Below are 14,282 nucleotides of genomic sequence, written 5' to 3'. Positions count from 1 at the left end.
GTATTTAAGTTACCCGTTAACCGGATGCGGCAATATTATCCTTTTTATTTTTCCTCACTGTCTCCATTTTTCACTGGTCTGCAATGCTTAATTCTTAGCACGCGAAGGATACAGGCGCGTTGAGCTGCGGGCAGGAAATCGGGTCAATACCTTATGCAGCAGGCGTTGTAAAAGGCTCCGCAATCCGGGCCAGCATAAAATAAAGATTTTAATTCCTGAAACCTTATTAAATAACAAGGGATTAACGATCAATCTTTTAATTTTGATAGGTTAAATCATAGCTTAACCCGATAAATAACATTTGATTGATAGTCTGTAGCGATCAATAATCAGGCTAATTCATCGCGTTGAATCAGAGCATGGGAATGGAAATCCACAATCTCGATAATAACAACCGTGCCTGGTGGTTCATTGCTGAACCTGTCGTTAACAACGCGTCGACATTAATTGCTGTAGAAGTTCTGACGCGATTCGCCGCACCGGGAACCCCCTGTTTTCATATTGCGAAATTAAATAAACAACAGAAAATAAAGCTGTTACGAGAACAACTTTCTTTAATCGATAAGAAGCGTCATTTTTTTGAAGAAAACCAGTTGCTGTGTTCTGTAAATGTCGATCTGGAAATGGCTTTTGCGCTGCTGGAAGAACGGGATATTGTTGAGCTCGCCACAGCGCACTCTTTTCTTCGCATTGAAGTCGCGGAACACTTTCCCGATCTTGCGCAGGGATTAAATAATCCCTTACTCCGGGAATTACATAATAAATACACGTTATGGCTGGATGATTTTGGCAGTGCGGCTTCCCACTTTCCCTGTTTACAGCGTGGAATGTATGAAGCCGTGAAAATGGATAAGCATTTTTTCTGGCGGCATCAAAACAGCCCCGTCTGGCAAGCCACGCTGGCGGAAATTAAACACTATTGTGAATTTATTATTGTAGAAGGCGTCGAAACGGCGCAACACTTCGAATTCGCCAGACCGCACGCTGCGGCATTTCAGGGCTATTTGTTTGAGGCGTTTTTATTCGATACGCTCGCGTAACCGCTCAGCGATAATTCAAACCGGGTTTTCTTTCTTCAATAAGAAAGGCCCGCATAATGCGTTGGCCAGACAGCCTGATGCTGTCAAAGAAAAACCGTGCCCTGCGATTTACGGCAGTCGCGTGGGCTACAACCGAACCAGCGGCGAAAGGCGCGTGAGAAGGCGCTGACTTCAGAATAGCCTAACAGCAAGGCCATTTCAGAGACCGACAGATGGTGTTGTTTCAGGTAATGCGTCGCCATCTCTTTACGGACGCTGTCGACCAGGGCGGAAAAACTGGTTTGCTCATCGCGCAGTCGCCGCTGTAACGACCAGGCAGACAGTCCCTGTTTTTCGGCGATAATGTCCAGTGAGGGTTCGCCGTTGAGTAGCTGAAGGTGAATGTCGGTGCGGGTTTGATTAACGGTATCCTGAATGATGACGGGCGGGCTGAGCCGACGGATCGCATCCTGCATCACCAGCAGCAGCATGGGATCGTGATCCGGCATTTTGCGGCCCAGATCCGTTTTGGCGATGATCATCGAGTTAAAGGGCTGATCGAAATAGACCGGCGCATCAAAGACTTTACAGTGCTCGTGCCAGTGCTCAGGGCGCGGATGCTCGAAATGCACTTCACGCGGTGCCCAGTGGCGTCCTGCCGCGTGGCGAATCAGGTTAAGAAACATGCCTAACGTCAGTTCTGCATCCTGACGGCGCTGCAGAATCGCGCCGTGACGCACCTGATAATCCAGCTGCCAGCAGTCGCTGCGCTCCGTCAGACGAATACAGGTGTTGTGTTGATGGTAGGGAAAGGCATTGACCACGTTTTGCAGCGCCTGTTCCAGCGTGGCCGAGCACAGGCCAATATAGCCAATCAGACCCAGAGACTGTGGCCGGAACTGATGACCATACTGTAAACCGAAGTTGTCCACGCCCGCCTGGCTGGCCGCTTCTTCCAGCACCCGACAGTAATTGACCAGGTCCAGGCTCAGCGTCGGGCAGGCGAGCGTATCCGGATCGATCCCGCTGATGCCGAAAATACGATCCACATCGCCACCCTGGGCGTTAATGAAATCACCCAGTCCCGTCGCGGCGGCCGACAGGACGCCACGGTGACTGCTACCCGCGCTGGACATGGCCGTTATGGCGGCCTCTGGAAATCTGCTGGTCATGATGTTTTCCGCCTGCAACTGAACATCGTTACCTTCTGCAAGAAACATACCAGCCGTCAGGCACCAGTTAACAGGCACTTAGCATCGCCCCCGTGAAGATTGCACCGCGAGCTGTCATTCAGGCACCGCCAGAGTGCGCTAGACGCCAATCGGCAATCGGGCCCCTTCGAGATAGCGGTGGCACAGGCGTACCGTGTCGTTCGCCCACCCGTCGCCCAGGCTGCGCGCCATTTCTGTTTCGCGATGGGAAGCGACCCAGGCGGTCAGCTGAATGCGGCGCTGAATCAGCATGGACGGGATCATCGCCAGCTCTTCATCGCTAACGTGCGCCACCTGTTCGTAGCCGTTTAGCCAGTTTTCCACCCACTGTGGGGCGCTGGGATGGTGTTCGACAAAGCTGATCGCGGCGGCAAGATCGTGCAGATACCAGCCCATTCCGCAGTCATCAAAATCAATGACCCGCGTTTCGCCTTTGTGTACCAGCAGATTGGTCAGGCGCAGGTCGGCGTGAATCAGACCATAGCGGTCGGGCGACTGGCCAAACGCTGCCATCTCACGGCCGACATGCGACAGCGTTTCTTCGATCACGCCATGTTGTGATGGCGCTAAACCGGCCACATCGCGCCAGTCACCCCAGTGACCCGTAGGGGAAACCATCGTGTGATGATCCCAGACGATACGGCGAAAGGTTTGTGGCTTTTGCCAGCGACGACTGTGGTGGTGGAGCTGCGCGGTGATGCGGCCTAACTGGCGAAAGGCGGCCGGATCGACCGCATCGGTGAGCATATCGCCCTCGATCCAGTGAAACAGCACAGCATAGCGTTCACTGCCGTCCGGCAGCGGCAGCGTCTGAATGCGGTTATCGTGCCCGTCGCGCACCGCCACCGGCACGCAGATGTCTGCGGCCTGAAGCGCATCCAGCCAGTGCAGCTCGCTTTCAATATCCTGCTTAGCGTGGTAATCGCCGCGATGAATACGTAACGCGTACCGGCCCTGCGGCGTGCTGACAGACAGGGTGGCGTTCTCGGAACGGCACAGAAGTTTGACCTCTGCGTGCAAACAGGCCGGATACGCCAGCAACGCCTGGTGGGCAAGCTGAAGAATGCTGTCGTTCGTTAAGGTGTCATATTGCTTAATGCTCATGTCTGTCTCCCTTTCTCTGCGTATGGAGGCAGCATGGCGCTGAACCGGCCTGGCGCGCTTGACCTGAGAGCAGGCAAAAATTGACTTCGGCAGAGGCGTCACAACCCGACCCGGGTCAACTTGACCCCAGCCGACGTGTTTCTGTTTTCTGCGGTCAAGTTTTTCTGTTGCGGCTGTGTCCATCATCTACCCGTCAGCTTTTTAGGCATCGCCTTTTCACTTTACACAGACGGGGAACGCAGTGATGAAAGAGAAACTGAAACCCACCCTTGGTACCCTGCAACTCTGGGGCATCGCTGTGGGACTGGTTATATCGGGAGAATATTTCGGCTGGAGCTATGGCTGGGGAGCCGCGGGTACGCTGGGTTTTCTGGTCACGACGTTTTTTGTCGCCGCCATGTACACCTGTTTTATCTTCAGCTTTACCGAACTGACGACCGCCATTCCGCAGGCCGGAGGACCGTTTGCCTACAGTCGCCGTGCTTTCGGTGATACCGGCGGGCTGATTGCGGGCATTGCCACCTTAATCGAGTTTGTGTTTGCGCCCCCGGCCATTGCTATGGCGATAGGCGCCTACCTCAATGTGCAGTTTCCGGAAGTGAATCCTAAGCTCATTGCGGTCTGTGCCTACCTGATCTTTATGGGACTGAACATCATCGGCGTCAGCATTGCGGCAACCTTTGAGCTGCTGGTGACGCTGCTGGCGGTGATTGAACTGCTGGTGTTTATGGGCGTGGTCGCGCCGGGCTTCAGCCTGACGAATTTTGTCGCCCACGGCTGGGCTGGGCAGGATACGTTCTCTCTGGCCTCGGTATCCGGGATGTTTGCCGCCATTCCTTTTGCCATCTGGTTTTTCCTCGCCATTGAAGGCGTTGCCATGGCGGCCGAAGAGGCAAAAGACCCACGCCGGACCATTCCCCGCGCCTACATCAGCGGTATTTTAACGCTGGTGGTGCTGGCGATGGGCGTCATGGTGTTTGCCGGAGGGGCAGGTGACTGGCGCACGCTGTCAGGCATTAACGATCCGCTGCCGCAGGCCATGAAAATGCTGGTCGGTAACGATTCACGCTGGATGCACATGCTGGTGTGGATTGGCCTGTTCGGCCTGATTGCCAGTTTCCACGGCATTATCATGGGCTATTCGCGTCAGTTCTTTGCGCTGGCGCGGGAAGGTTATTTGCCGCCTTCACTGGCAAAACTGTCGCGCTTTAATACACCGCACCGGGCGATCCTGGCGGGCGGTGTTGTCGGCATTGTTGCCATTTTCTCTGATGGCATCAGCTTTCAGGGAATGAGCCTGACCGCCGCGATGATCACCATGTCGGTGTTTGGGGCGATCGTCATGTACATCATGAGTATGCTGAGCCTGTTTAAACTGCGTCGCACGGATCCGACACTGGCACGTAGCTACCGTGCACCGGGTTATCCGGTGATCCCCGCCATCGCCCTGTGTGGCTCGGTGATCTGCCTGATCGCGATGCTGTGGTTTAACCCGCAGATCGGCGCGCTGTTCGTGGGCTTTATGGTGGCGGGCTATCTCTACTTCCTGACCACGCACTCCCGCCGCGGTGCTGTCGCGCAGCGCTCTGTTGCCGCAGAAACCGATTAACGTTTATACCCGCCTGGCGGTGCGTAACGTGCCGCCGGGCAGCACAAAGACCAAGGAGTCACGATGACGGTACGTTCAACCATAATGGATACCAACAGCTTTCGTGCTGAAAACGCGGAAACGCTGGCACCGGACATTCGACAACTGACCGATAAGCGCAGTCAGGTACTGGGCGAGTCCTATCGGCTGTTTTACCGCAATCCGGTGCATCTGGTGCGCGGAAAGGGCCAGTATCTGTGGGATAAGGCGGGCAATCAGTATCTGGATATGTATAACAACGTTGCCAGTATTGGTCACTGTCATCCGGCGGTCGTGGATGCCGTACATAAACAGATGATGCAGTTAAACACCCATACGCGCTATTTGCATGAGTCGATCCTTGCGTACAGCGATCGCATTCTGGCCACGATGCCGGCCGAGATCGATCGGGCCATGTATATGTGTACCGGATCCGAGGCAAACGATCTGGCGATCCGCATTGCCCAGTGCTGGAGCGGTGGTACGGGCATCATCGTGTCCAAAGAAGCCTATCACGGCACCAGTGCGCTTACCTCCGGCGTTTCGCCCGCGCTGGGCAGCGGTCAGCCGTTATCACCGCATACACGGCTGGTGGCCCCGCCTGACTTTTATCGCATTCAGACGGCGGATCAGGGGGCCTGGTTTGCGCAGGAAATTCAGAAGCAAATCGATGATATGGCTGCGCACGGCATTAAATTTGCGGGGTTCCTGGCCGACTCAATTTTCTCGTCAGACGGCGTTTTACCCGGTCAGCCCGGCTTTTTAAAACCGGCGATTGATGTGGTGCATCAGAATGGCGGCATTTTTATTGCCGATGAAGTGCAGCCTGGCTTTGCCCGCACCGGCGAGGCGTTCTGGGGCTTTGCCCGACACGGCGTGGTTCCGGATGTCGTAACTACCGGCAAACCGATGGGGAACGGCATTCCGGTCTCGGGGCTGATGGCGAAAGCGCCGGTCATGGCGGCGTTTAGCGATGCGCTACCTTACTTTAATACCTTTGGTGGTAACCCGGTCTCCATGGCGGCGGCGCACGCGGTGATGGATGTCATTGAACAGGAAGAACTTCAGGCGCACAGCCTGAAAACCGGTGCTGCACTGCTGGCGGCGCTGCAATCCCTGCAGGCAACGTATCCGTGCATCGGTGAAGTCCGTGGGGCAGGGCTGTTTATCGGCTTTGAGCTGGTGAAGGACAGAGAAAGCAAAGCGCCTGACAAACGTCTGGCACTCGATCTGGTGGAGGCGTTACGTGAGGCCTTTGTACTGACCTCCGTTGCCGGACCATACGGTAACGTGCTGAAAATCCGCCCACCGCTCTGTTTCCAGACGCACGATATCGACTGGGTAGTCAGTGCCATGGATCGCTGCCTGAGGAAATTACAGAGCTGAACGCCATCCCAAAAAACAGGGACCATGCAGACGGAACGCAACCTGTCAGCGGCATACAGGCCCATCCGTTTGCAGCGCCAGAGAAAAATCCTCTGGCGCTGAGCTTCCTGTCCTTTACGTGGCCGCGCAGGCCTGGCAGCCGCCGGGCCTGCGCATTCTCAGCTTAAGCGTGGGCGCCCGAAGGCAACTCCAGTTCATGGCTTTCCCCCGCAAGGGTCCAGCTGTCAGGATCCAGCAACCGGCCCTGGCCAAAGACACAACCATTCGGCTGGAAGAACACGTCGCCGTAAAGGGGATCGTTCACGCAAATCGTGCCGTCCTCACGCTGTTCGACACTAATCTGGGCGAAGCGCGAGTCAAATTCTTCCAACGTGCTGAGTTGCGGATCGTCATTCAGACGAATCAGCCAGCAGGTCTCTTTTCCCGCTAAGCGGGCTTCACAGTGCTGCGCGGGACCGCGGGTTGTCAGCCGGAAAGGCTGGTTGCCAGAAATCTGCACCATGCCGTTACCGCTGCGGAGCAAAATGCGTTGCTCACAGACGCGCATCTCATCGAAATAGCGCTGCGGCAGCCAGGCATGGGTAAAATCGGGCTGATCGTCATGAACGTTGAACATCACGATGGCCAGGCCACGATATTGCTGAACGCGTGGCAATGTGCCACATCCTCCCCAGTACGAAGGGCGACCAAAACCGCCGTGCAGCTTTTCGCCCGGATGATTGATCCAGATTTGCGCCTCAGGCACGTCGCCAATCCTTAAATGAATCGGGGTTTCCTGATAACCCCACTCGCCCCAGCGGTAACCGGCAAGCGAACCCATAGCCACGTGGCGGGTTTTATAGTGATAAAGGCGGGCAATGCGGTTTTTCCCCTGGGCAAAATACCATTCCTGCGCGGTGTCACCCTGCCAGCAGGCGACCTTTGCCTGGCCGGGCGGAAGGGGTAATTTTTTCTGCTGCAACAGCAGGGCCAGCTGCGGCAGGGCATGGAAGCGGCAGCCGTAGTAACCTTTTCCCCATAGCAGGCGAGAGATCGCCGACAGCTCCAGCGAGCGGCCTGCGCACAGCGTGTGCTCATAGGAACGTCCCTGCGAGGCGGTCAGCATGCCCTGATGTGATGAGCGGGCGAGCTGCTCCAGCAGGCGCAATATGGCCCGCTGGCTGCGCGTCACGATGTCCGCATCTTCTGCCAGGGCGGCAAGGGCGCTCAGACCTTTCAGGTCTATCGGGAAGTACGGTGCTGAATTCCACTCGGCCATCTCGCACTGCTCGAAATGATCGAGCCAGGCCCGCACGCGCGCCAGACCGGCTGCGGCCTGCTCACGGCCCGTTCGCCCAGATCGGATAAACGTCGCGTCAGGAAAGGCGCTGCCTGCCAGGTATGCGGCGGTATGAAACAGCAGGGCATGATTTTCTGAGAAGTACCACTGCACGTCATTACCCGGTTCATCCATCCAGTAGCGGAAGCCTAAAATGGCCCGATCGATTTTTTCCCGTGTGGCGCTGGCCAGGCGATCGGCCCACTGGATCCGGCACCAGAGCAGCGGCACCAGGGTAAAGTCGGCGCAGTCGTGACAGGCTTCAACGGAAGGCAGAACGCCTTCCAGCATCGACTGGGTTTCCGCGTCATCCATCCCGCAGGCTAAGCGTGCCAGCGCTTTTACACTGCTGTACTCGCCGTGCAGCGCAACGTGCCTCAGGGCTTCTTCTGCCCTAGCTGCCAAAGTGTCAGGCACCTGCGCCTGGCGTTCAGCGTGGCAGATTTCGACGCCCAGCGTGCGGGTGATGTGGAAAGCGCCTTTTTTCAGGCTGACAGCAAAACGGCGAAAATCGGCGGGCAATGTGTCGCTCTCGGCGAGCGTGACGGCCCCTTCGCCTTTCTCCAGAACGGTACGAAGCCGCACCGGCTCATCCAGCGAAATAAAATCGCCGGAAACCAAAACGTTCAGATCGAAAGTGTCTGGCGCAGGGGACGGGAAACACAGGCGAACCGGCCCCTGCGTATAAGTCGGTTGTTCAAATGCCATCCCTTCCAGCATCGACTCCATATGCCGCACCTGTTCTGCCTCCGCCGGCACCGCCAGCGCAACCTGCAGCGGATCCCCCTCGACGTAATCCAACTGGAAAAAGAAGCGGACATCGCGTTCGGCCAGATCGTCAAACCAGATGCGAAGCGTATTTAACCCAGCCTGAAGGTTAAGCGTAAATTCAACCTGGCTTTCCAGGTTGCGCTGATAATCGGCCAGCCAGGCAACCTCCTCGCCGTTCAGGGTGACCAGTGCTGCGCCACAGGTGGTCAGGCGAAAACGACGGCTGCCGGGCGCGGCTGCGACCAGAGCGGTTTCGGCCTGTGCGCCAATGCGGGTGGCGCGAAACCAAAACCCCGACAAATCGACCCGATCGGACCCAAAAGGAAACCACCAGTTTGTCAGCGTGCGGTCGCCAAACGGACAGGGTTTTTTGCCGGCGAACTGTTTTTGAAATTCAGTACGGCAGGGATAGGTATGCGGAATAAAGTTTTTATGTTTGCTCAGAAAGAAAAAAGGATCCATCTCGCCCGACATGGGAACATCGTCCACGTCATAGGGTTGTGAAGCCACTGCCGAGAGCTGCCAGTAGCGCACAGCATCTCGTTGTTGCAGCGGAAAGTGACAATAGGTTGTCTGTGTCATAATTCGATTCTCTTGGTGTCAGCGTTATTATTATTTTTGGGTGTGCCTTAACCCTTCGGTCAGGCATAAGATGGCCAGCGCCTGACCGTAGCCGGTCGGCTGAAGCGGAATGTCTTTATAAAATTGCAGGGTTCTTCCCATGCGGGTGCCATAAGACACATTGTGCACGGTGCCCTCGTCATCAATATTTCGCTGCACGGCTTCCAGCGCGCGCAACCCTGCCTGTAACCAACGGTCATCGCCATAGCCCAGACGCGCGCCTTTTAACAGCCCATAGCCAAACCCGGCCGTGGCCGAGATTTCTTTGTAGCTGTCGGGATGATCGAGTAGGGTGTGCCACGCGCCCTGCGGGGATTGCAGGTCGATGAGGGTATTCACCTGCGTTTTCAGGCACGCCAGCAGATAGTCACGTACGCCACCGCGAAGCGCGGTCAGTTCCAGAAACTCAATAATGCCAACGGTGATCCAGGCATTGCCGCGCGCCCAGCGGGCGTGAGCAAAATTATTCTTCTCGGCGAAGCTCCAGCCGTGAAACCATAAACCGGTTTGCGGATCGTTAAGATAGCGGGCATGCAGTAAAAACTGACGCACGGCTTCCTCCACCAGTTCCTGTCGCCCGGCGGCCATGCCGTAGTGGCCAAGAAACAGCACCACCATAAACAGCGTATCATCCCAGATTTCCATGGGATTAATGCCGTCGGACACGACGTGCTGAAACCCGTCCTCCGGCGTACGCGGCAGCGCGGTCATTACCCTGTTGGCCCAGTGATCCAGCACCGCTTGATACTGAGGATCACGATTGTGAGCCCACAGCAGCGACAGCGGCAGCATCGGTGCCGTGGTATTAATATTTAAGGGCGGCAGGCCTTTCTGAATATTATTCTGGAACCAGGTCTCAATAAGCTGGTAAATATCTTTGCGTTGCGTGAGTTCCCATAACCGGACGAGGCCAAATAATCCCACGCCCTGCGGCCATTCCCAGTTGGCGAAGGAAATATAATCTCCCGCGGTGCCATCAATATTGGGTTCGTTAAATCGTCCTTCGTCTTTTAGCTGTGTAAAACCCGTCAGTAACAGATTGAGTTGATGCTCAATAGATTGCGTAGTCATTGTTATTCCTGTGTTTTATCATTATTCCATGGTGATTATTTTTCATGCCTGGCCCTCGCGGTTTACGCGATAATCGTCAGCTTCAAATGGCCGTGTTTAATGCTGCCCGCCCAAAAGGCGTAAACGTTTCAGGTAAAAAACAGCGTCCTCTTTTATTGATGCCATTATTACGTGGTGCGAACCTTACCCGTTTTTACGCGCGACGATTTAACACCGATATAAACTGTGTTGTTTAATTCTTGACATTTAAATAACGCGTAACAAGGGCCCGAATATAATTTCCGCGCTGAGTATCAGTGATGCGTAATAACACCGCCACACAGATGGCGATGAGCGTATGCTGGTTAACGTGCCAGCCAGCCGCCATCCACGGCCAGGGTATAACCATTGATATAGTCGGATGCTGGCGAGGCGAGAAACACCACTGGCCCCATGACATCGTCCGGCTGTCCCCAGCGCCCGGCCGGAATGCGATTCAGAATGTCAGCATTACGCTGCGCATCGGCCCGGAGTTGCTGCGTGTTATCGGTAGCCATATAGCCCGGTGCGATAGCATTCACGTTAATCCGGTATTTGGCCCACTCGTTTGCCAGTAACCGCGTGATGCCCATGACGCCGCTCTTTGATGCTGTATAGGACGGAACACGGATCCCACCCTGAAACGACAGCATTGAGGCAATATTGATGATTTTGCCGCCGCTGCCCTGTGCGATAAAGTGTCGGGCCACGGCCTGAGACATAAAGAACAGACTCTTAATATTCAGGTCCATCACATCATCCCAGTCTTGTTCACTGAAGTTGATGGCATCCTCACGGCGAATCAGTCCGGCGTTGTTGACCAGGATATCGATACGACCAAAGTGGGCAACCGCGCTGTCCAGCAAGGCAGGGATCGCGTCAATCTTGCGCAGGTCGGCTTTCAGGCTCAGGAAACGTCGCCCCAGTGCGGTAACACGCGCCTGGGTTTCATCGGGCTCAACCTGGTTAATGCCTACGATGTCGCAGCCTGCCTCCGCCAGACCTATCGCCATTCCCTGGCCCAGGCCGGTGTTGCAACCCGTGACCACCGCGACGTTACCGTGTAGAGAAAATGTGTTCAGTATCATAATGATTCCTTTCAGGCGTATCGCCTTGTGCTTACTGCATCATGCCGCCATGGGTTAGCGCAGATCGTTGACTGCGACGTGGTCCATATCATCAAACACCTGATTTTCACCGACGGTGCCCCAGATAAAGCTGTAAGCACGCGTCCCCACACCTGAGTGAACAGACCAGCTGGGTGAGATCACCGCCTGTTCGTTATGGATCACGATATGACGCGTTTCCTGGGGTTCTCCCATCATATGGAACACACAGGCGTCATCGGCCATAGCAAAGTAGAGGTAGACTTCCATGCGGCGCGCGTGGGTATGACAGGGCATGGTGTTCCAGAGATTGCCGGGTTCAAGCTGGGTCAGCCCCATGCTGAGCTGGCAGGTTTCCACTACCTCGGGGACAAGGTACTTGTGGATAGTTCGACGATTGCTGGACAGCGGATCGCCCAGCGTGACCGAGGCCGCATCCGCTGCCGTGACTTTACGAATGGGTAAGGTTTTATGGGCTGGCGCGCAGTTAAAATAAAACTTTGCAGGCTGGTGTGGATCCAGACTGGCGTACACGACCGTTTTGCTGCCTTTGCCGATATACAGCGCCTCGCGATGACCCATCTCATAGTCGTTGCCATCCACGGTAACTTTACCGGGACCGCCAATATTAATCATGCCCAGTTCACGGCGTTCCAGGAAGTCACTGACGCCCAGTTGCTTCGCCACCTCATTGTTAATCGCGACAGCCCGTGTGACAGGCATAATCCCGCCGACAATAATGCGATCGATATGACTGTAAGTCAGGGTGTAATCATCCGGGACAAAGATTTTCTCGATTAAGAACTCATCGCGAAGGCCTTGTGTATCCAGCGTGTTGGCGTGCGCGCTGTGAATGCTTTGTCTGATATCCACGTTTATCTCCCGTTAAATAGAATAGTAAATGCAACACGTAATAAATGGCTTATTGATTCCAGTTGCACGCATCCTATTCGGCACACCAATGACTTTCAATTAAAAATGAAACGTTGTTTTGATTTTTTATTTTAAAGGGTGAGGTATGTCTGATTTTTATGCGTGTTCGGGCTTGTATGAGCAACATTAATTACGAGTTCTGTTACAAAAAAACGGGCCTGTTGCGATGAGTTGTATAAAACAGGCTTGAGAATTTCTGTCTGATGTAAAATGGGAATTATCGTTAAAAGCGTGTGCGAAAGGATTTAGTGGCTCAGTTAAATAAAATAAATAACTTTCTTTATCTTCTACAAGGAAACGTCATTCAAACGATGTGGATGTGACAGTTTTGTCAGAACCGTCTGGATAATCGCTGTGGGAAATTCTGTAAGATGATAAAACCCATGGTTACCACGGGTTTTTATTGAGGTTTTAAAAGACTATTTTGAATGCGTTTTATTTCTGAGATTGAGTTGCTTTCGCCAGACGCGGTTGTGCAAATAAAACGCATTACTTTTGAAAAAAAGATGACTGTTAAGGCACGATAACGCAACAAGAAAAAATACCATGCCGATACAGGATGAAATTAAAGTAAAGGTTGTAACAGAACCGCCGAATAGCGCGGAAATTAGCGTTTTTAAGAAATAGATTGCCACTACCGCTAATGTGAAATATATGAGGTTAATGTATGTTTTTAGGGCAGTATGGTTTCCACGAGCGATTAATGTTAATGAGGGGAACATGACTAAGCAATAGATAAAACCAGTAACAATGACGCCTCCTGACAACGCTTTATCAGGCCATGCCATAAGAGAAAAAACAGTTTCCCATATAGAGGTTTGAGGAACAGTAAAAGCCAGAAGAGAGAGAACAAAACTGATCAGCAATGGGATGCCCATAGTATGCCATCCTATAGGCGAGACCATCAAATCCTTCATGTTATCTTTGAGCTGTTCGAGTTCATCGGCGTCATCCGTAGACATTTTTTCATTAACCATTTTACTAAGTTCAAGCGTTCTTTTAAGTTGCATTAGCATGATTTAATTAACTAATTAATTTACTAAAAAAGACTGAACGACCCCAGTCAAATACTTCCCGGACTGCGGGATAGTGTGAGGGTTCCTTATTGTACCTGTAAGCGCACTCCCCATAAACGCAGAGCTGTTAACAAACGCTGTGGCCAACTTCCGCTGAAGTGATTTTTGCAAGGCATCAGAAGGATATCGTTTAGGATAATTCCCTGCTTTTATAGCCGCTTTAATACCGCCTATAGCCGCTTTAATACCGCCGTTTGAGATGCCAGGATTTTGTTGCCGTATTGTTTCCTCAGCAATACGTCTGCGTTCAGCTCTACTTAGTGTTTTAAGCCAGTTAATCAGGTTTTCAGAAGACGTCGTTGCCTTCAGAACCTTATGCGTTTTATCAACGCTTTTTAAACCCTCTCCTGAACCAGATGATATCAAGTGCGGCGATTGTAGTGGTGCACCGACCTTATGAGCCTAACCAGGCCACTTTTTTAGTCTATTTAAACGAGGTTGTTTTCCTTTTTAGTTCCAGTTGCTTTCGCCAGGCCCGATTATGAAGCATAAAAGCGCAGGACTTATAAAACATTTGACTGTTAAGGCACTTGAGAGCGGTCAGACTTAACGCAGCGCTTAATAATGCACCTGCAAAAGATAGCGAATAATTATTATTGCCACTCATTGATGAAACCATGGTGAGAAAGAGAAACACTAAAGTAGTCATTAATACCAAAAACAGGATGGAAATATAAGCTCTTAGTGCCAAATATATTCCGCGTGAAACCAGCATCATTGTTGTAAACAAGACCAGGACATAGATAAACGCTGCAGCAATTATACCGATAAAGACAGCATGTTTTTGCCACCCCATCAGGTCATAGATGAATAACCACAATGAAAACTGAGGCAGGGAGAAGCTGATCAACGTCAGCACCATACTGATGACTAAGGGGGCGCCAAAAGTGTGTAATCCGATTGGCATACCCATTTTTTCTTTCATGTCATCTTTAATATGCTCCAGCTCATCAACGCCACTAACATTTATTTCTTTGTTCGTTTTTTCGCTGAGCTTAATTGTTTTATTAATGTATTTCAT

11 protein-coding genes are annotated in these 14,282 nt (G+C 53.0%); 3 read left to right on the top strand and 8 right to left on the bottom strand.

The annotated features are described in order from the left end of the window. Positions 1-365 precede the first annotated feature (365 nt). A complete protein-coding gene (locus RAC60_RS04865) occupies positions 366-1,040 on the top strand; it encodes an EAL domain-containing protein (RefSeq protein WP_226374785.1) in 675 nt (224 codons plus the stop codon). Positions 1,041-1,123: 83 nt separating this feature from the next. Here RAC60_RS04865 and RAC60_RS04860 read toward each other — a convergent pair whose 3' ends face one another. Both RAC60_RS04860 and RAC60_RS04855 read right to left on the bottom strand, forming a co-directional pair. Beyond that, entirely contained in the window at positions 1,124-2,191 is a 1,068-nt protein-coding gene (locus RAC60_RS04860) for an AraC family transcriptional regulator (RefSeq protein ID WP_033740338.1), read from the bottom strand. Positions 2,192-2,329: 138 nt separating this feature from the next. Further along, positions 2,330-3,334, bottom strand: a complete 1,005-nt coding sequence (locus tag RAC60_RS04855; RefSeq protein ID WP_375092787.1) for a phosphotransferase enzyme family protein — start codon at positions 3,332-3,334, stop codon at positions 2,330-2,332. Between the two features lie 244 nt (positions 3,335-3,578). Between RAC60_RS04855 and eat the strand changes: the two genes are divergently transcribed. Both eat and RAC60_RS04845 read left to right on the top strand, forming a co-directional pair. Beyond that, positions 3,579-4,943 carry an ethanolamine permease gene (gene eat, locus RAC60_RS04850; protein WP_033740149.1) on the top strand — a complete coding sequence of 455 codons (1,365 nt, stop codon included), beginning with the start codon at positions 3,579-3,581 and terminating at the stop codon, positions 4,941-4,943. 63 nt (positions 4,944-5,006) lie between these two features. Next, positions 5,007-6,347: an aspartate aminotransferase family protein gene (locus tag RAC60_RS04845; RefSeq protein ID WP_033740150.1), complete on the top strand. Its 1,341-nt coding sequence runs from the start codon at positions 5,007-5,009 to the stop codon at positions 6,345-6,347. 163 nt (positions 6,348-6,510) lie between these two features. On the opposite strand, the gene RAC60_RS04840 is transcribed toward RAC60_RS04845, so the two are convergent. The 6 genes from RAC60_RS04840 to RAC60_RS04815 form a co-directional block, all read right to left on the bottom strand. Continuing rightward, complete coding sequence (locus tag RAC60_RS04840; protein WP_375092784.1) at positions 6,511-9,018, bottom strand: hypothetical protein; 2,508 nt, start codon at positions 9,016-9,018, stop codon at positions 6,511-6,513. Between the two features lie 30 nt (positions 9,019-9,048). Then, a complete protein-coding gene (locus tag RAC60_RS04835; protein WP_375092782.1) occupies positions 9,049-10,128 on the bottom strand; it encodes a glycoside hydrolase family 105 protein in 1,080 nt (359 codons plus the stop codon). A 344-nt stretch (positions 10,129-10,472) separates the two neighbouring features. Then, positions 10,473-11,234 (bottom strand): 2-dehydro-3-deoxy-D-gluconate 5-dehydrogenase KduD, encoded by a 762-nt coding sequence (gene kduD, locus RAC60_RS04830; protein ID WP_039338815.1) that lies wholly within the window; start codon positions 11,232-11,234, stop codon positions 10,473-10,475. Positions 11,235-11,288: 54 nt separating this feature from the next. Beyond that, positions 11,289-12,125, bottom strand: coding sequence for a 5-dehydro-4-deoxy-D-glucuronate isomerase (kduI, locus tag RAC60_RS04825; RefSeq protein WP_375092780.1), 837 nt, complete (start codon positions 12,123-12,125; stop codon positions 11,289-11,291). 479 nt (positions 12,126-12,604) lie between these two features. Beyond that, entirely contained in the window at positions 12,605-13,201 is a 597-nt protein-coding gene (locus RAC60_RS04820; protein WP_375092779.1) for a hypothetical protein, read from the bottom strand. 484 nt (positions 13,202-13,685) lie between these two features. After that, the gene (locus RAC60_RS04815) at positions 13,686-14,282 is read right to left on the bottom strand and encodes a hypothetical protein (protein ID WP_375092777.1); all 597 of its coding nucleotides are present in this window, start codon (positions 14,280-14,282) and stop codon (positions 13,686-13,688) included.

Source organism: Pantoea sp. BR_17 (assembly GCF_041955125.1).
GTDB classification, from domain to species: Bacteria; Pseudomonadota; Gammaproteobacteria; order Enterobacterales; family Enterobacteriaceae; genus Pantoea; species Pantoea stewartii.
Note: the sequence above shows the minus strand (reverse complement) of the source record. Positions and strands in the feature narration are given on the sequence as shown.

What these genes read in the sequence shown, in the direction of transcription:
- RAC60_RS04840 (WP_375092784.1), bottom strand. Translation starts at nt 9,018, where the DNA reads ATGACACAGACAACCTATTGTCACTTTCCGCTGCAACAACGAGATGCT.
- RAC60_RS04860 (WP_033740338.1), bottom strand. Translation starts at nt 2,191, where the DNA reads ATGACCAGCAGATTTCCAGAGGCCGCCATAACGGCCATGTCCAGCGCG.
- RAC60_RS04820 (WP_375092779.1), bottom strand. Translation starts at nt 13,201, where the DNA reads ATGCTAATGCAACTTAAAAGAACGCTTGAACTTAGTAAAATGGTTAAT.
- kduD (WP_039338815.1), bottom strand. Translation starts at nt 11,234, where the DNA reads ATGATACTGAACACATTTTCTCTACACGGTAACGTCGCGGTGGTCACG.
- RAC60_RS04835 (WP_375092782.1), bottom strand. Translation starts at nt 10,128, where the DNA reads ATGACTACGCAATCTATTGAGCATCAACTCAATCTGTTACTGACGGGT.
- RAC60_RS04815 (WP_375092777.1), bottom strand. Translation starts at nt 14,282, where the DNA reads ATGAAATACATTAATAAAACAATTAAGCTCAGCGAAAAAACGAACAAA.
- RAC60_RS04865 (WP_226374785.1), top strand. Translation starts at nt 366, where the DNA reads ATGGAAATCCACAATCTCGATAATAACAACCGTGCCTGGTGGTTCATT.
- RAC60_RS04855 (WP_375092787.1), bottom strand. Translation starts at nt 3,334, where the DNA reads ATGAGCATTAAGCAATATGACACCTTAACGAACGACAGCATTCTTCAG.
- eat (WP_033740149.1), top strand. Translation starts at nt 3,579, where the DNA reads ATGAAAGAGAAACTGAAACCCACCCTTGGTACCCTGCAACTCTGGGGC.
- RAC60_RS04845 (WP_033740150.1), top strand. Translation starts at nt 5,007, where the DNA reads ATGACGGTACGTTCAACCATAATGGATACCAACAGCTTTCGTGCTGAA.